We start from the raw sequence: 18113 nt of genomic DNA, 5'->3' as shown, positions 1-18113 counted from the left end.
CAGCGCCGGGGCCAGAGCAGAAATCAGACCGGATCGACGGGAATATTGTCGATCAGGCGGACGCCATCGGCCCAGGCCGTAACGAACAAGCGCGCGGGTTTGTTGGCATTGGGCAGGCTTTCCAGCGTCTCGGCGCAGCGCAGATCGATATATTCCACTTCGGTAAAACCAGCGTCCAGCAATGCGGCTTTTGCGTCTTGCGCCAGCGCCGCGAAATCCTTGCCAGCGGCAAGCTTATCTGCCACCCGCCGCATGATCTCGTTCATGCGGGACGCGACCTTTACGCCCTCAGGCGACAAAAGCAGATTGCGCGACGACATTGCCAGCCCAGAAGGCTCGCGCACGGTTGGGCAGCCGACAACCTCGATGGGAATGTCCAGATCGCGGGCCATGCGGCGCACCACCAGCAGTTGCTGATAGTCTTTTTCCCCGAAGTAGGCTCGGTCCGCCTGCGTTTGCAGGAACAGTTTGGCCACTACAGTGGCCACGCCTTCGAAATGGCCGGGGCGAAACGGGCCTTCCATCATGTCGGTCAAACCGGTCACGGATACCGTGGTGGAAAAGCCGTCGGGATAGATTTCCTGAGGGTCCGGCACATAGATCGCATCCACGCCATAAGGGGCCAGCTTTTGGGCGTCTTCATGTTCCGTGCGGGGATAGTTCGCCAGGTCTTCGGGGTTGTTGAACTGCTTGGGGTTCACAAAGATCGTCACGATCACCCGGTCACAGTTCTCCTTGGCGGCCTGCGCCAGCGACAAATGCCCTTCGTGCAATGCGCCCATGGTCGGAACAACGCCGATAACGTCACCTGCGCGGTGCCATTCTGTCGTCTTGGTCCGCAGTTCCGCCAGCGAGCGCAGGATCGGCGCGGTCACGTCTTTGGTCCTTTCGCCGGAGCCTGATCAGCAAAGACATGTTCGTCCGCCGGAAATGTTCGCGCACGCACTTCGGCCGCGTAATCTGCGATGGCGGCTTCGGCCAACGGGCCAAGCTCGGCATAGCGTTTGACGAATTTGGGTTTGAAGGCGGTGAAAAAGCCAACCATGTCATCGACGACCAGAATCTGCCCGTCACAACCGGCGGACGCTCCGATTCCGATGGTGGGGATGGCAACCTGTTCGGTGATCCTGTCGGCCAGACCTTGCGGCACTTTCTCAAGCACCACGGAAAACGCGCCGGCCTCGGCCACGGCGCGGGCATCTGCCATGACGGTTTCGGCCTGTTCGTCGCGCCCCTGCACCTTGTAGCCGCCCAGCGTGTTGATCGATTGCGGGGTCAGACCGATATGCGCCATCACCGGGATGCCGCGCTTGACCAGAAAGCGGATGGTTTCAGCCATCTCGACACCGCCTTCCAGCTTGACTGCCCCTGCACCGGTTTCCGCCATCAGCCGCGCCGCGTTGCGAAACGCTTGTGCCGGGCTTTCCTCATAGCTGCCAAACGGCATGTCGATGACCATCATCGCCGTGCTCAACCCGCGTGCGACGGCCTGACCGTGCAGGATCATCATCTCCATCGTGACACCAAGGGTGGATTCCAGCCCGTGCAAAACCATCCCGACGCTGTCCCCCACAAGAACAAAGTCACAATGCGTGTCCATCAGGCGCGCCATAGGCGTTGTGTATGCGGTCAGTGAGACCAGAGGCACGCCGCCTTTTCGGGCGCGAATATCTTCGGCGTTCGGGGCCTTTTTGCGGGCGGTGGCGCTCATGGTTGGCTCCTGCAGGGCTTATGTTGCAGTGCGGCATAGCAGATCGGCCGGGGCCAAAGAAACCCCGGTTGCGCGAACATTCCCTTGATTGACCTCAGGTTTAAAGGAACACTGCCGATAAAACGGCCCGGAAAACATGGGCGCAGATTTTAGTTGGGAGAGTTCACATGACAAAACACGTGCTTCGGACATTCGCGTCGACCGTGGCGATCGGCGCCAGCCTGTTGGCGACGCAGGTTTTGGCCAAATCCGACATCACCATCGCCATGCAGCTGGAACCCCCTCATCTGGATCCGACCAGCGCAGCAGCTCAGGCCATCGATTCGGTTGTCTATACCAACATCTTCGAAGGTCTGACCCGTTTCATGGGCGACGGCTCGGTCGTGCCCGGCCTTGCGGAAAGCTGGGAGATTTCCGAAGACGGCAAAACTTATACCTTCAAACTGCGCGACGGCGTGACCTTCCATGACGGCACGACCATGGATGCCGAGGATGTTAAATTCAGCCTTGACCGGGCCACGGCCGAGGACAGCGCCAACGCGCAGAAAGCTCTGTTTGCAGGGATCGAAAGCGTCGAGGCCGTGGATCCGTTGACGGTCAGGATCACCCTGGCCGATCCGAACGGCAACTTCCTGTTCAACCTTGCCTGGGGTGACGCGGTGATCGTCGCGCCCGAAAGCATTGAGAACATCAAGACAAACCCGGTTGGCACCGGCGCTTTTACCGTTGGCGACTGGGTTCAGGGCGACAGCATAACACTGAACCGCAACCCCAATTATTGGGGCGACCAACCGGCGTTAGAGACTGCGACGTTCAAATTCATCTCGGACCCGACCGCCGCATTTGCGGCCATGATGGCCGAAGATGTGGACGTGTTCGACAACTTCCCGGCACCGGAGAACCTGCCTCAGTTCGAGGCTGACCCGCGGTTTCAGGTTCTGGTTGGATCGACCGAGGGTGAAACGATCCTGTCCACCAACAACAAACAACCGCCATTCGATGACATTCGTGTCCGGCAGGCGTTGGCCCATGCGATTGACCGACAGGCCATCATCGACGGCGCCATGTTCGGATACGGCACCCCAATCGGCACGCATTTTGCGCCACACAACCCCGCTTATGTCGATCTGACGGGCCAGTCCGCGTATGATCCCGAAAAGGCCAGGGCCTTGCTGGCAGAGGCCGGGTTTGAAAACGGGTTCGAGACAACTCTGCACTTGCCACCGCCATCTTATGCGCGCCGGGGCGGTGAAATCATCGCCGCACAGCTGGCCGAGGTCGGCATCACGGCCGAGATCATCAACGTCGAATGGGCCCAGTGGCTGGAATCGGTTTTCAAGGGCAAGGAATTTGGTCTGACCATCGTCAGCCACACCGAACCGATGGATATCGGCATCTACGCGCGGCCCGACTATTACTTCCAGTATGACAGCATCGACTTTCAGACGCTGATGGAGACGCTGAACACCACCACCGACCCCGAGGCACGGACCCGTCTTCTGGGTGAGGCGCAGCGCCTCATCTCGAACGATTATGTCAACGGGTACCTGTTCCAGCTGGCCAAGCTGGGCGTCGCCAAGGCCGGTGTTCAGGGCCTGTGGGAGAACGCACCAACTGCGGCAATCGACCTGACCGCCATTTCCTGGTCTGAATGACATCAGTTGACTGGGCCTGCTTTTCAGGCCCAGTCTCACCATCGCGAAATGCGTTTCTAACGATCATGAAAAGCTTGTTTGCAGGTTTCGTTCTTTTGCTTTTCGCGTCTGTCCTTCCAGGCGCTGTTTTTGCGCAGGGCTTGTTCCAAGGGCAGCAGGATACGCTGGTGGGAACCCCGGACAACCCGCTGAAAGTCGGGGTTGGTATCAAGATCGACCAGATTACCGGTGTCGATCAGCAATCCGAAAACTATGGTGCCGTGGTTGTACTGCGGTTCGAATGGACAGACCCGGAGCTGGCGTTTGATGCGGAAAGCCTTGGTCGTGATTTTCGGGTTTTTGAACCGCCCGCTTTCGTGAAATACGCCGCTGAGCTGGATGTGGTAACCCCGGCTTTTGTTATCCATAACCAACAGTCCAATCGATGGATTCATGAATCCGCAGTTGCCGTGCGTCATGATGGTCATGTGACTTTTGTCGAAAAATCCTCGCTGACCTTGCAGGCTCCGCATTTCAACTTTCGCAAATACCCGTTCGATACGCAGGAATTTCACTTCGAGGTCGTATCGGTGTTTCCTTCGCAATTCGTTCACTATCACTCGCTTGATGAATACTCCGGCCTGGGTGATATGCTGGGCGAAGAGGAATGGATACTTGGCAATGCCAGGGCTCTGACGTCAACGACGACCGGTTTGTCAGGAAACGAAAGCGACCGGGTCGAACTTGTCTTCGAAGGCACCCGGCACCTGACATATTACACCATCCGCATATTCCTGCCGATGCTGGTGCTGATCACGGTAGGATGGGCGCTTTTCTTTCTGGATGAATACCGAAAACGGATCGAGATCGCAGGCGGCAACCTGTTAGTCTTTGTGGCCTTCAACTGGGCCATTTCCGCTGACTTGCCCAAGCTTGGCTATCTGACGTTTCTGGACTTCATACTGCAATGCATGTTCCTGATGACAGGAACGATTATCGTCTTCAGCGTGATGTTGCGTAAATTGAAAGTTTCCGGTCGGGAAGAGACGGCCAGAAAGCTCGACAATTACGCGATCAAATGGATTTACCCGTTGGGATATGCCGCCATCATCGGCTATGCCGTCGTTGTCTTTCTGATGACGTCTTAGGCGCTGAACCCCACAACTATGTGGTTCTGAAATCGCGTGTATAGCTTTGGCTACCGGCTGTTCTGACCCTTGTCGGCGCAGCAGGACGGCGTGGCGGACACCGCGCGCTGCCAGCAACAGTAAAAATCGCAAGATTAAGCATGCACCGCTGATTGTCGTGGTGTCTGATTCAACACAACAGATGTCGGATTCTAGAGTATCCAAATTCGGTTTTTTCGCGGATTCTGAAAAAAAAGGTCCGATTCATGCGATACTCTGGTTTCAAGGTCATCAAAGAGGCTCTTACCGGGCACAAAGGGTGGACACCGGCCTGGCGCGAGCCGGAGCCCAAGCCACATTACGACATTGTCATCATCGGCGGTGGCGGTCATGGCCTTTCAACGGCGCATTATCTGTCCAAGGTATTTGGCCTCCGCAATGTGGCGGTGATTGAAAAAGGCTGGATCGGTGGCGGCAATGTCGGGCGCAATACAACCATTATCCGCTCGAATTATTTGCTGGACGGCAACGAACCTTTCTACGAGTTCTCGCTGAAACTGTGGGAAGGTCTTGAGCAGGACGTTAACTATAACGCGATGGTCAGCCAGCGCGGGATCATCAACCTGATCCACACAGACGCACAGCGAGACGCCTTTACGCGACGTGGCAACGCCATGATCCTGAACGGCGCGGATGCCGAGCTGCTGGATGCCGAACAGGTGCGCAAGGAATACCCGTTCCTGAACTTCAACGATGCCCGGTTCCCGATCAAGGGCGGGCTGGCCCAGCGGCGTGGTGGCACGGTTCGGCACGACGCGGTGGCCTGGGGATATGCCCGTTCAGCAGACAGCCACGGTGTCGATATCATCCAAAACTGCGAAGTGACCGGTTTCCGGATAGAAAACGGAAAATGTCTGGGGGTTGAGACGTCGAAAGGGTTCATTGGCGCAGGCAAGGTTGGCTGTGCCGTGGCCGGAAATTCGGGGCGTGTCATGGGCATGGCGGGTATGCGGTTGCCAATCGAAAGCCATGTCCTGCAAGCCTTCGTGTCAGAAGGTCTGAAGCCGGTTCTGCCCGGGGTGATCACTTTTGGCGCGGGGCATTTCTATGTCAGCCAGTCCGACAAGGGCGGACTGGTCTTTGGTGGCGATATCGACGGGTACAATTCGTACGCACAACGCGGCAACCTGCCCGTGGTCGAAGATGTCTGCGAGGGCGGCATGGCCCTGATGCCGATGATCGGTCGCGCGCGCCTGCTGCGGATGTGGGGCGGGATCATGGATATGTCCATGGATGGATCGCCCATCATCGACCGGACCGGCATCGATGGCCTCTATTTCAACGGCGGCTGGTGTTACGGCGGGTTCAAGGCAACTCCGGCGTCGGGGTATTGTTTTGCGCATCTGCTGGCAAAGGATGAACCGCACCCGACGGCCACCGCCTACCGGTTCGACCGGTTCCGCACTGGCCGCATGATCGACGAAAAAGGTATGGGCAACCAGCCCAACCTGCACTGAGGGGAGCAGCACCATGATCATCCATCACCCCTTGCTGGGCCCGCGTGACAGTTCCGAATTCGTCTATCTGGGAGACGCTTCGCTGATCAACAGGCCCGATTGGCAGGCCGAAGACGCGGCCGAAGCGTTTTTTGACTACGCCTATCTGCGCGACAATCCAGCTGGCGAACACCGCGAGTTGTGGTTCCACGAGGGGGGCGACCGATCCTGGCTGGTCGTGACCCGCAATACCGCGACACATGAGATTTCCAAAGTGGAACTGGCCCGTGACGTGGCCCGGGCACAGGGGCGCTCCAAATGACTCAAGACAACAGGCTGAGCGGCGGTCAGATCGACCGCACCAAAACCCTGAATTTCAAATTCGACAATCGCAGTTACCATGCACATCCGGGCGATACGCTGGCCTCGGCCCTTCTGGCCAATGGCGTGCGCCTGATGGGCAGGTCGTTCAAATACCATCGCCCGCGTGGCGTGCTGACTGCCGGTTCGGAAGAACCCAACGCCCTTGTCGAGCTGCGCACCGGCAACCGTCAGGAACCCAACACCCGTGCCACGACCGTTGAGATGTTCGAGGGGCTTGAAGCCCATTCCCAAAACCGCTGGCCCAGCCTGAAATTCGATGCTCTGGCGATCAACGACAGATTCTCGACCTTTCTGACGGCGGGGTTCTACTACAAAACCTTCATGTGGCCTGCCGCGTTCTGGGAAAAGCTGTACGAGCCGATGATCCGCTACGCGGCCGGTCTTGGGTCATTGTCGATGCAGGAAGACCCCGATGAGTATGACAAGGGGTTTCGACATTGCGATCTGCTGATTATCGGCGCGGGTCCAGCCGGACTGATGGCGGCATTGACGGCAGGCCGGGCCGGTTCCGAGATCATTCTTGCGGATGAGGATTTCGCACTTGGTGGGCGGCTCAACAGTGAAACCTTTTCGCTGAACGACGGCGATGCGACCGATTGGATTAAGCAGAGTGTCGCTGAACTGTCAGCAATGCCCAACGTCCGCCTGATGCCGCGCACGACCGTGATCGGTGCCTTTGATCACGGCATTTATGGCGCAGTTGAGCGGACGGGCGATCATCTTGCTTCTCTGCCTTCCGGTAAACCGCGCCAGATACTCTGGCGCATCTACGCCAAACGCGCCCTATTGTGCGCTGGCGCGACCGAGCGGCCCATCGCGTTTGAAAACAACGACAGACCCGGCATCATGCTGGCAAGTGCGTTGCGCACCTATGCCAATCGGTTTGCAACCACGGCGGCGCAACGTGTCGCCATCTTTACGAACAACGATGACGGCCACCGCACCGCTGCGGACCTGCACGCAAAAGGTGTCAGGATTGCTGCTGTCGTCGACGTCCGTGACGACGCCCCGACCAGCCATGAATATGAAGTTCTGCGCGGCGCGCAGGTCAGGGACACCAAAGGCCGACTGGGGCTGACCTTTGTCGAGGTTGAGCTGGCAGACGGATCGTCGCGCACGCTGGACTGCGGGGCGCTTGGCGTTTCGGGTGGCTGGAACCCCAACGTGCATTTGACCTGCCACCAACGGGGGCGTCCCGCCTGGAACGACGATCTGGCGGCTTTCGTGCCCGGCGCGGACTTGCCGCCTAAGCTGTCCGTCGCAGGGGCGGCGAATGGTGTGATGTCCACCCATGGTGCCCTGCAATCCGGGGCAGAAGGTGCGGCGCAGGCGCTGGGCCTGCAAGGCCCGCTGTCCGATCTGCCTAAGGCCGAGGATACCCCGATCTCGCAGACACCGTTCTGGTATGTTCAGGGTTGCAGCCGCGCGTGGTTGGATCAGCAGAACGACGTGACCGTCAAGGATGTGAAGCTCAGCCATCAGGAAGGGTTCCGTTCGGTCGAGCACTTGAAACGCTATACCACCTTGGGCATGGCCACCGATCAGGGCAAGACCTCGAACATGGGCGGGCTTGCGATCATGGCCGAACTTGCAGGTAAGTCCATTCCGGAAACCGGCACAACGATCTTCCGCCCGCCCTATACGCCCGTTCCGATTGCAACCTTTGCTGGCCGGATGAAAGGCAAAGAGTTTCATCCAACTCGCCTGACCCCGTCACATTACTGGGCCAAGGAACGCGGCGCGGTGTTTGTCGAGGTCGGCAATTGGCTGCGCGCACAGTGGTTCCCGCTGCCCGGTGAAACCCATTGGCGGGAATCCGTGGACCGTGAGGTGCGCCAGACCCGTGCCTCGGTCGGGGTGTGCGACTGCACCACGCTTGGAAAGATTGATGTTCAGGGTGCGGATGCGGCGGATTTCCTGAACAGGGTCTATTGCAACGGATTTGCCAAGCTGGCCGTCGGCAAAACCCGCTATGGGCTGATGTTGCGCGAAGACGGAATTGCGATGGATGACGGCACCGCCGCGCGTCTGGCCGAGGATCATTTCGTGGTCACCACCACAACAGCCAATGCGGTCAAGGTCTACCAGCATATGGAATTTGTCCGGCAATGCCTGTTCCCGGACATGGATGTGCAGCTGATCTCGACCACCGAAGCCTGGGCACAATACGCGGTAGCCGGACCCAATTCGCGCAAACTGCTGCAAAAGATCGTGGATCCCGAGTTCGACATCTCGAACGAAGGCTTCCCGTTCATGGCTTGCGGCAACATCACCGTATGCGGCGGGTTGCGGGCGCGGTTGTTCCGGATTTCCTTCTCGGGCGAATTGGCCTTTGAAATCGCGGTTCCATCGCGATACGGCGACGCGCTGATGCGGCGTTTGATGCAGGAAGGCGAAGAGTTCGATGTCGTACCATACGGCACCGAAGCGCTGGGCGTCATGCGGATCGAAAAGGGTCACGCCGCAGGCAACGAGTTGAACGGAACCACCACCGCCCTGAACCTTGGAATGGGTCGGATGGTATCCAAGAATAAAGACAGCATCGGCTCAATCCTGTCCGAGCGTGAAGGGCTGAACGAACCAGACGCTTTGATGATGGTTGGCATCAAGCCTGTGAACGCTGGCGACAAGGTAACCGCCGGAGGGCATCTGATGGATGCCACGGGTCCCGTGGATGCTGCCCATGATCAGGGCTATGTCACATCGGCGGCATTTTCGCCGTCGCTGGACAGCCATATCGGCCTTGGCTTCTTGAAAAACGGCGGCACACGTCAGGGTGAAAAGATGCGCCTTGTGTCGCCAGTGACCGATCTGACGGTCGAGGTTGAAATCGTCTCGGCCCATTTCGTCGACCCTGAGGGAGAACGGCTCCGTGCATGATCTTGTAGCAATAACCGCGCTGGGTGAAACCGAACCCAAGATCGACAGGGTCGGAAGCGTGACCTGTACCGAAACCCCGGGTGTGGCGCTGGCCTCGGTCGCCGCTCGGCAGGGTCGGGAAGACAAGACCCGGAGCGCCATATCCCAATTGATCGGGGTGGAAACGCCTGGCGTTGGTAAGTTTACCGGCGGGCCGATCGTTGCCTTCTGGACCGGGCCTGATCAATGGATGATCGAAGCGCCCTTTGAGACACATGAAGATCTGGCGCGTCTGGTAAAAGAAAGCACTGGGGACAACGCATCGGTTTCCGAACAGACAGACGCATGGGTCAGGTTTGATCTGGACGGAGATGGCGTGTTAGAAGTGCTGGAATTGCTAAGCAATCTGGATTGCCGAAAAATGGCGGTCGGTGCCGCATCCCGCACGTCTATCCATCACCTGGGGTGTTTCGTCCTGTGCCGTGCTTCTGGTTCGTTCAGTATTTACGGGCCAAGATCGTCTGCCGGGTCACTGCATCATGCGATTGTGGCCGCAATGAAATCGGCGCTTTGAAGGCAAGATCAGCTTGAGGGCAGCGGGGCGTTATCCTCGACCCGAAACCGGTTGATCCGTCGCCGGTCCTCGCTGGGGCTCAAACCAAAGGCAGATCGGTAGTGCGTCACCAACGGCGTGACCGAGCTGTATCCGATGGCCGCGGCAATGTCGGCAATAGGGTCCTTGGTATAGACAACCATCTGACGGGCCGCCTTCATCCGCATGGAGCGGAAATAATGGCTGGGGCTTTGCCCTGTGGCCTGTTTGAAGGCGCGCTCGATCTGGCGGGGGGTGACGCCCGTTTGATCCGCTATGTCCGCGATCGAGATTGGATTGCCGATACGGCTTGCGAACAGGTCGACACATCGGGCCACAAGCGGCGGCAGCTTTTCACCAGTGGCAGGTTTGCTTGCACTGGGCACCTGTTGTTGAACACCTTCCCCTCGCATCATCGGATGCTGGAACCAGCAGGCCACCTCATGCGCGACTTCGCCGCCCAACCGGTCCTGAATCAGATGCAGGGCCAGATCAAACGCGGCCGCCGCCCCGGCCGCTGTATACCGCGTGGCATCCGACACGATCACTTCGCGCCTTGCATCGATCTGTGGAAACTCGGCCAGAAACGCGGCTTCGTAGCACCAGTGCACCGATACCGGATGGCCAGTCATGACTCCCGACCGCACGAGCGGGAAAACGCCGCCGCTGATACCGCCCAGAATTGTCCCGTGGCGTGACAAAGCCCTCAACGCACCATTCCCCTGGGCAGGGTTTCTGAAGCCCGAGGTCGGACTGCTGAGCAGGAACAGAATATCAATCGGCTTACAGTCTGCGAGGTTGCGTTCAGCCTCAAAACGCACATGAGCGCTGGAGCTGACCTTTCCCCCGTTTTCCGCCACAAGAGACCAGCGAAATGCCTCTTGCCCGGCGATCTCATTTGCAGCGCGCAGCGGTTCGATGACCGAGGTCAGGCAAGCCATCGGAAAGCCATCGAACAGCAGAAACCCGATCTCAATTCTATTTTCTGTCAGCATGAGCGCTACACTATCAGTAAATCCTGGTTTGGCCCGGATTGCTCCTTGGCCGCTCTGGCCTGCGGAAACGGTTCGAACAAGTGTAGCAAATCACGGAACGTGCGAAATCGAAAAAACGCGCAACAAACATGGTGAAAATCGGGGTCAGGTCCTGCATTCGGATTGACAGGCGGAAAGGAACAAAGGTTGCGCAGCGCCATTTGCCGGTCTGCCGATGCCGTAGATGCTGGACCCGTGACGGCTGAGACCCTAACGTGGCCTCAATGCTTCGCTATACCCTTAAACGACTGATCTCATTGCTTGCCAGCCTTGCCGTCGCCTCGGTGGTCATCTTCGCCGTGATCGAGGTCGCACCGGGGGACCCGGCATCGTTCATGCTGGGTGTCAACGCGCAGGAGGATACGTTGGCCGCGCTGCGGGCTGAACTGGGTCTGGATGGATCCAGGGTGCAGCGGTATTTCAACTGGGTCGGAGGGATGGTAGCCGGAGATTTCGGCACCTCGTACACCTATCGCACACCGGTGTCGCAGATGATTGCGGACCGGCTGTGGGTATCGTTGCCCTTGGCTTTGTATGCGCTCACGCTGTCCACGCTGATCGCCTTTCCTGCCGGGATCTATGCCGCCGCGCGCCGGGGCAAGCCCGGGGATCTGGCGGTGATGGGGGCGACACAGCTTGGTATCGCTGTGCCCAATTTCTGGTTCGCGATGATGCTGGTGCTGATCTTCGCCATAAACCTGCGCTGGTTCAATGCCGGTGGGTTTGTTGGCTGGGGCGAGGGCCTTTGGGCGGGGCTGCGTTCGCTGACTTTGCCCGCCATTGCGTTGGCCCTTCCTCAGGCCGCGATCCTGGCCCGCGTTATGCGATCCGCGCTGCTGGATATTCTGGGTGAGGATTTCATGCGCACCGCGCGGGCCAAGGGATTGTCGCGTCGTCAGGCTCTGTGGCGGCATGGGGTGCGGAACGCGCTGATCCCCGTGCTGACGATCATCGGCTTGCAGTTTTCCTTCCTGCTGGCCGGGTCGATCATCATCGAACAGGTGTTCTACCTGCCGGGCCTCGGGCGGTTGGTGTTTCAGGCCATTTCGGCCCGCGATCTGATCGTGGTTGAATCGGTGGTGATGCTGCTGGTCTTTGCGGTGATCACCGTGAATTTTCTGGTGGATCTGGCCTACGCAGCCGTTGACCCACGGTTGAGGAGCCGGTCATGAGCCGCAACCTGATTCTGGGCGCGGCGCTGTCGTCGCTGGTGGTGCTGGCGGCGCTGATCTCGTTTGTCTGGACACCCTACGACTATGCCGCGCTGGATATCCCCAACAAACTTCAGACGCCCGATGCACAACACTGGTTTGGAACAGATCACTTCGGCCGCGACATGTTCTCGATGATCATGGTCGGTGCACGCACTTCGATTGCGGTGGCTCTGGTGGCCGTGGGGATTGGCATGGCGCTGGGCGTACCCCTTGGCCTGACAGCCGCCGCACGCAAAGGGTCGTGGTTGGATGAGGTGATCATGCGTGGCAACGATCTGGTCTTTGCCTTTCCCTCGCTGGTCATCGCCATCCTGATCACGGCTGTGTTCGGTGCCGGTGCCATCAACGCGATCATTGCGATCGGTATTTTCAACATCCCCGTCTTTGCCCGCATCACCCGAGGGGCCGCATTGTCGCTGTGGGAGCGCGAGTTCATCCTTGCCGCCCGTGTGTCGGGCAAAGGTGCCGCACGGATATCAGCCGAACACATCCTGCCTAATGTCGCCAACTTGCTGATCGTTCAGGGCACCATCCAATTTTCGCTGGGCATACTGGCCGAGGCGGGCCTGTCCTATGTCGGTCTGGGTGCGCAGCCGCCGACGCCCAGTTGGGGCCGGATGCTGGCGGACGCGCAGACAATGGTCAGTTTTGCCCCGCATTTGGCTCTGATTCCGGGCTTGGCGATTATTGTCACGGTATTGGGTTTGAACCTGCTGGGTGATGGTCTGCGCGACTGGCTGGACCCAAGGATCAGGGTGGCGCGGGCATGACGTTGCTGCAAGTCGAAAACCTGTCCCTGTCGATCCACGGGGTGCCGATCCTGAAGCGGGTCAACTTGTCCATCGACCCGGGCCAGATCGTGGCGGTGACAGGTGAAAGCGGCTCGGGCAAATCCATGACAGCACTGGCTGTGATGCAGCTTCTGCCAAACGGGGCAACGGCAGACGGCGTAATCCGACTGGATGGCACTGACCTGCTTTCCGAATCCGAGGCCGAGATGTGCGCCTTGCGTGGCGCGTCCATCGGGATGGTATTTCAGGAACCGATGACGGCGCTCAACCCGGTGAAAACCATCGGCGATCAGGTGATGGAGACCATCCTGATCCACAAGGCGATGCCTCCTGCTCAGGCCCGGACCCGCGCTGCCGAGGTGCTGACGCGGGTTGGACTGCCGCCCGACAGGTTTCCTCTGTCGCGCTATCCGCATGAGCTGTCGGGCGGGCAGCGTCAGCGTGTCGTCATCGCAATGGCCATCGCATTGCGTCCCAGGCTTTTGATCGCGGATGAGCCGACCACGGCGCTGGATGTCACAACGCAGGCGCAGATCCTTGATCTGCTGAAAGGGCTGGTTCGCGAATATGATATGGGCCTGCTGATGATCACCCATGATCTGGCTGTGGTCTCGGACATGGCCGATCAGATTGTCGTCATGCGTCACGGCGAGGTCGTCGAAAGTGGCGCGACGCGAAACCTGTTTCGAGATATGCAGCACCCTTATACCCGCATGTTGTTCGAAGCTTCGGGACATCAGGTCACTCTGCCTGAACCTACACAGCAACGCCCGCTTCTGGAGGTTTCGCAGGTCGTCCGGGATTACCGCCTTCCCCGCAAAGGTCTGCTGGACGCGCCGGGCCACCACCGCGCGGTGGATGGTGTCAGCTTTACCCTCAACCGAGGGGAGCGTTTAGGGCTGGTGGGCGAGTCCGGTTGCGGAAAATCGACCCTAACACGGGCTATTTTAGGGTTGGAAGAGATCCAATCCGGTCAGATTATGCTGGATGGTCAGCCGGTTTTCACCGGCCACAGGCCCAACCTTGCGGTGCGTCGCAAGATGCAGGTCGTGTTTCAGGATCCCTATGGCAGCTTCAATCCCCGCCACCGTGTCGCGCGCCTGATCACTGAACCTTTTCACCTGTTGGAAACGCCACCAAAGGGTTCCGAACGCCAGGACCGGATCACAGAGATGCTGACGGCAGTGGGCCTCGGCCCTGATGATGCGGGCAAGTACATTCACGAGTTTTCGGGCGGGCAACGCCAGCGGATCGCCATTGCCCGCGCCCTGATCATTCGGCCGGAACTGATCCTGTTCGATGAGGCGGTTTCAGCCCTCGACGTATCGGTGCGCGCCCAAATCCTTGATCTGCTTGCCGAACTCTGCGAGGCTTATGATCTGACTTACCTGTTCATCAGCCACGATCTGAGCGTGGTGCGCACCATCACCGATCATGTTCTGGTGATGCAATCCGGACGAATTGTCGAACAAGGCAAGACCGAACAGGTATTCTCGGACCCGCAGCATTCCTACACGCAAACCCTGATCGCCGCCGCGCCCCAACTGCCTGAAATCGGGAAGCTATCGGCGTAAAACTACTTATTAGAGCCTAAATGGAGGCCAAAATGACCCAACCACTCTGGTTTGACCCCACCCTTTGCCTGATCGGTGGAAACTGGACGCCTGCGGCATCGGGCGAAACATTGCCGTTGACCAACCCGTCAGACGGGACCGAGATATGCAGGATTGCACGCGGCTCGGGTGTGGATATTGACGCGGCGGTCGCCGCCGCCAGAACTGCGTTAAAGGGCGACTGGGGGCGCAAGACGGCCTTGGAGCGTGGGCGCATCCTGACCCGGCTGGGCCAGCTGGTGCTGGAACGGGTGGACGATCTGGCGCGGCTTGAGGCGATGGATGTGGGCAAGCCCCTGACGCAGGCCCGCGCCGATGCCATCGCGCTGGCGCGCTATTGTGAGTTCTACGGGGGTGCAGCGGACAAGGTGATGGGTGAGACCATTCCCTATCTCGATGGCTACACCGTCTATACACTGCGCGAACCCCATGGGGTGACGGCCCACATCGTGCCCTGGAACTATCCGATGCAGATTATCGGGCGCTCGGTCGGGGCCGCGCTGGCCATGGGCAACGCCTGTGTTCTGAAACCGGCGGAAGAGGCCTGTCTGACCGCGCTGGCCTTTGCCCATCTTGCACAGCAAGCGGGTCTGCCAGCAGGTGCACTGAATGTTGTGCCCGGTCTGGGGGCCGAGGCCGGAGCCGCACTGTCCGGGCATCCGGGGGTCAACCATATCTCGTTTACTGGTTCGGTGGCCACGGGTGCATTGGTGCAGCAGGCCGCAGGGCGAAACGTTGTGCCTGTGACACTGGAACTGGGCGGAAAATCCCCGCAGCTGGTGTTTGACGATGCCGATCTGGATGCCGCCCTGCCGTTTCTGGTGAATGCGGGCATTCAGAACGCAGGACAGACCTGCTCGGCCTCCTCCCGCATTCTGGTACAGCGCGGTGTCTATGATCAGGTCAAATCTCGCATGGCCGAGGCCTATGAACAGCTCAGCGTTGGACCCGCGATGCAGGATCTTCGCGTTGGACCGCTGATTTCCGAGCGGCAAAAACAGATCGTAAACAGTTTTCTGGACAAAGGCGCCGATCTGACCATTGCGGCAGAAGGGACGATCATAATGGATGCGCCGGAAACCGGGGCTTATGTCCGGCCCACCTTGTTTGCGAACGTGCCACCGGATCACCCGCTCGCCCGTGATGAAATCTTCGGCCCGGTCCAGGTTCTGATCCCGTTTGACACCGAAGAACAGGCTCTAAATATAGCCAATAGCACTGATTACGGTCTTGTCGCCAGCGTCTGGACACGTGACGGTGCGCGGCAGATGCGGTTGGCAAAAGGGCTGCACGCGGGTCAGGTGTTCCTCAACAACTATGGGGCAGGTGGCGGCGTTGAACTGCCATTTGGCGGCGTGGGCAAATCCGGCCATGGCCGCGAGAAAGGCTTTGAGGCGCTTTATGGCTTTTCGCAACTCAAGACAGTGGCTGCCTATCACGGGTAACAGCGCCCCGGTCTGTCAGATCAACGTTTCTTTCGCGCATATGCGCCCCAGAACAATCTCCTTGATCTCTTTAAGGGAATGGGCAACGGACAATCCAAAGGGCGGTTGGTATCAGTGATTTGTCGTCTCAAGTCACTTTTGAAGCAAAGACCGTTCGGGTCAGGACCAGAAAATCGCAATGAAGGACCCGGGTGGCGCTTGGCATTCCCGCTCTGTTCTGGATTGTCGGCCTCCTGCTTGTAAAAGCGTCGAAACCAAAAGCGGGCGTCTCAACGCCGCTATTACGCGCGCTTTTCACCAATCGAGGTTACGCCCAGAACATCCAGCACCCTGGCTTCGATCTGCTCGGCATTCATACCCGCAACGGCATACATGTCCGCGGGGCTGGCCTGATCGATGAAGATGTCAGGCAAGACCATCGAGCGGTATTTCAAGCCCCGATCAAAAACACCCTCATCCGCCAGAAGCTGTGCCACATGGCTGCCAAACCCGCCAACAGCGCCTTCTTCGATGGCGATCAACGCCTCATGATCTGCAGCCAGGTCCAGGATCAGATCGCGATCCAGCGGCTTGGCAAAGCGGGCGTCGGCGATGGTTGGGCTAATGCCTTTGGCGGTCAGAGACTCGGCTGCTTTCTGAACTTCAGCCAGCCGCGTGCCAAAAGACAAAAGTGCGACGCGCGCGCCTTTCCGGATCATGCGGCCTTTGCCGATCTCCAGTACCTCACCGCGTTCGGGCAAGTCCACTCCGACACCTTCGCCGCGCGGATAGCGGAAGGCAATCGGCCCTTCATCATGCGCGACAGCGGTTGCCACCATGTGCATCAATTCCGCCTCATCCGCGGCGGCCATGACGACCATGCCCGGCAGATTGGCCAAATAGGCAATATCGAACGACCCGGCATGGGTGGCACCGTCAGCCCCCACCAAACCCGCGCGGTCAATGGCAAACCGAACGGGCAAGCGCTGGATTGCGACGTCATGCACAACCTGGTCGTACCCCCGCTGCAGAAAGGTCGAATACATGGCGCAGAATGGCTTCATCCCCCCTGCCGCCAGCGCAGCCGAGAAGGTCACGCCGTGCTGCTCGGCAATCGCCACATCGAAACAGTGCGACGGGTACCGTTCGGCAAACAGGCCCAACCCGGTGCCATCTGGCATCGCGGCAGTCACCGCAACGATCTTGTCATCGCGCGCGGCGGCATCCACCAGAGCCCTGCCAAAGACAGACGTGTAAGAAGGGGCGTTTGAAGGGGCCTTTTTCTGCTCGCCCGTAACCACATCGAATTTGGCTGTCGCGTGGCCTTTGTCGCGGGCCTGTTCGGCTGGTGCGTACCCTTTGCCCTTCTTGGTCAAGACGTGGATCAGGATCGGCCCGGTTGCCCGAGCCTTGACGGTGCGCAGAACCGGCAGCAGCTGATCCAGGTCATGCCCATCAATAGGCCCGAGATAGGAAAACCCGAGCTCTTCGAACAGGGTCCCGCCCACGGCCATACCTTTCAGCATTTCCTTGGCGCGTTTGGCCCCTTCGCGGAACGGTTCGGGCAAAAGTGAAACAGCGCCCTTTGCGGCGGCTTTCAGATCGTGGAATGGCGCCTCGGCGTAGATTCGGGACAGATAGCTGGACAAGGCACCAACAGGGGGGGCGATGCTCATTTCATTGTCATTCAGAATGACAATCAGGCGTTTCTTCAGGTGACCGGCATTGTTCATCGCCTCAAAGGCCATGCCTGCGGACATCGATCCATCACCGATCACGGCAATCGCGTCACCCAACCCTTCAGGGGTTACACCGCCCAGATCACGCGCCACGGCAAAACCCAGTGCAGCACTGATCGAAGTGCTGGAATGCGCGGCGCCAAACGGGTCATAGGGGCTTTCGCTGCGCTTGGTGAAACCGCTCAGGCCATCTTTCATGCGCAGCGTGCGAATGCGGTCGCGCCGTTCGGTCAGGATTTTGTGCGGATAGCACTGATGGCCCACATCCCAGATGATCTTGTCGCGCGGCGTGTCGAAAACAGCGTGCAGCGCGGTTGTCAGTTCCACAACACCCAGACCCGCGCCCAGATGCCCACCAGTGACAGAAACCGCCGAAATCGTCTCGGCCCGCAATTCCTGCGCAACCTGATGCAACTGCGCGTCCGAGAACCGCTTGAGATCGGCGGGGCGGTTCACAAGGTCCAGCAGGGGCGTTTTGGGGCGGTCAGACATTTG

At 59.2% G+C, this 18113-nt stretch carries 14 protein-coding genes; 10 read left to right on the top strand and 4 right to left on the bottom strand.

The annotated features are described in order from the left end of the window. Positions 1-23 precede the first annotated feature (23 nt). Complete coding sequence (gene panC, locus ACR0M9_RS04830; RefSeq protein WP_480772976.1) at positions 24-875, bottom strand: pantoate--beta-alanine ligase; 852 nt, start codon at positions 873-875, stop codon at positions 24-26. After that, positions 872-1711 (bottom strand): 3-methyl-2-oxobutanoate hydroxymethyltransferase, encoded by an 840-nt coding sequence (panB, locus tag ACR0M9_RS04825; RefSeq protein ID WP_267365865.1) that lies wholly within the window; start codon positions 1709-1711, stop codon positions 872-874. The genes panC and panB overlap by 4 nt, the downstream gene beginning before the upstream one ends. A 167-nt stretch (positions 1712-1878) precedes the next feature. On the opposite strand from panB, the gene ACR0M9_RS04820 reads away from it, so the two are divergent. The 6 genes from ACR0M9_RS04820 to ACR0M9_RS04795 all read left to right on the top strand — a co-directional run bounded on the left by ACR0M9_RS04820 (position 1879) and on the right by ACR0M9_RS04795 (position 9785). After that, positions 1879-3366: an ABC transporter substrate-binding protein gene (locus ACR0M9_RS04820; RefSeq protein WP_480772975.1), complete on the top strand. Its 1488-nt coding sequence runs from the start codon at positions 1879-1881 to the stop codon at positions 3364-3366. Positions 3367-3431: 65 nt separating this feature from the next. Then, on the top strand, positions 3432-4493 hold the full coding sequence (locus ACR0M9_RS04815; RefSeq protein ID WP_480492766.1) for a ligand-gated ion channel: 1062 nt from the start codon (positions 3432-3434) through the stop codon (positions 4491-4493). 245 nt (positions 4494-4738) lie between these two features. Further along, positions 4739-5989: a sarcosine oxidase subunit beta family protein gene (locus ACR0M9_RS04810; protein WP_480474535.1), complete on the top strand. Its 1251-nt coding sequence runs from the start codon at positions 4739-4741 to the stop codon at positions 5987-5989. Positions 5990-6002: 13 nt separating this feature from the next. Then, positions 6003-6290 carry a sarcosine oxidase subunit delta gene (locus ACR0M9_RS04805; RefSeq protein WP_267366303.1) on the top strand — a complete coding sequence of 96 codons (288 nt, stop codon included), beginning with the start codon at positions 6003-6005 and terminating at the stop codon, positions 6288-6290. After that, positions 6287-9232: a sarcosine oxidase subunit alpha family protein gene (locus ACR0M9_RS04800; protein ID WP_480772974.1), complete on the top strand. Its 2946-nt coding sequence runs from the start codon at positions 6287-6289 to the stop codon at positions 9230-9232. The genes ACR0M9_RS04805 and ACR0M9_RS04800 overlap by 4 nt, the downstream gene beginning before the upstream one ends. Further along, a complete protein-coding gene (locus ACR0M9_RS04795; protein ID WP_480772973.1) occupies positions 9225-9785 on the top strand; it encodes a sarcosine oxidase subunit gamma in 561 nt (186 codons plus the stop codon). Before ACR0M9_RS04800 ends, ACR0M9_RS04795 begins: the two co-directional genes overlap by 8 nt. 8 nt (positions 9786-9793) lie before the next feature. On the opposite strand, the gene ACR0M9_RS04790 is transcribed toward ACR0M9_RS04795, so the two are convergent. Then, the gene (locus ACR0M9_RS04790) at positions 9794-10798 is read right to left on the bottom strand and encodes a GlxA family transcriptional regulator (protein ID WP_480482737.1); all 1005 of its coding nucleotides are present in this window, start codon (positions 10796-10798) and stop codon (positions 9794-9796) included. A 263-nt stretch (positions 10799-11061) separates the two neighbouring features. Here ACR0M9_RS04790 and ACR0M9_RS04785 point away from each other — a divergent pair, with 263 nt between their 5' ends. Genes ACR0M9_RS04785 through ACR0M9_RS04770 form a run of 4 tightly spaced genes read left to right on the top strand, consistent with a single transcriptional unit; the run spans position 11062 to position 15900 of the window. Continuing rightward, positions 11062-12009 (top strand): ABC transporter permease, encoded by a 948-nt coding sequence (locus ACR0M9_RS04785; RefSeq protein ID WP_480487848.1) that lies wholly within the window; start codon positions 11062-11064, stop codon positions 12007-12009. Further along, positions 12006-12821, top strand: a complete 816-nt coding sequence (locus ACR0M9_RS04780; RefSeq protein ID WP_480487846.1) for an ABC transporter permease — start codon at positions 12006-12008, stop codon at positions 12819-12821. The genes ACR0M9_RS04785 and ACR0M9_RS04780 overlap by 4 nt, the downstream gene beginning before the upstream one ends. Continuing rightward, complete coding sequence (locus ACR0M9_RS04775; protein WP_480772972.1) at positions 12818-14416, top strand: ABC transporter ATP-binding protein; 1599 nt, start codon at positions 12818-12820, stop codon at positions 14414-14416. Before ACR0M9_RS04780 ends, ACR0M9_RS04775 begins: the two co-directional genes overlap by 4 nt. A 32-nt stretch (positions 14417-14448) precedes the next feature. Beyond that, positions 14449-15900 carry an aldehyde dehydrogenase family protein gene (locus tag ACR0M9_RS04770; RefSeq protein WP_480772971.1) on the top strand — a complete coding sequence of 484 codons (1452 nt, stop codon included), beginning with the start codon at positions 14449-14451 and terminating at the stop codon, positions 15898-15900. A 281-nt stretch (positions 15901-16181) separates the two neighbouring features. Here the strand turns inward: ACR0M9_RS04770 and dxs are convergent, their stop codons facing one another. Continuing rightward, entirely contained in the window at positions 16182-18110 is a 1929-nt protein-coding gene (gene dxs / locus ACR0M9_RS04765) for a 1-deoxy-D-xylulose-5-phosphate synthase (protein WP_480772970.1), read from the bottom strand. Positions 18111-18113 lie beyond the last annotated feature (3 nt).

The sequence above is a fragment of the Ruegeria sp. CH2 genome (assembly GCF_056537065.1).
The sequence above is the reverse complement of the archived record's forward strand: the minus strand, read 5'-3'. Positions and strand labels throughout refer to the sequence as shown.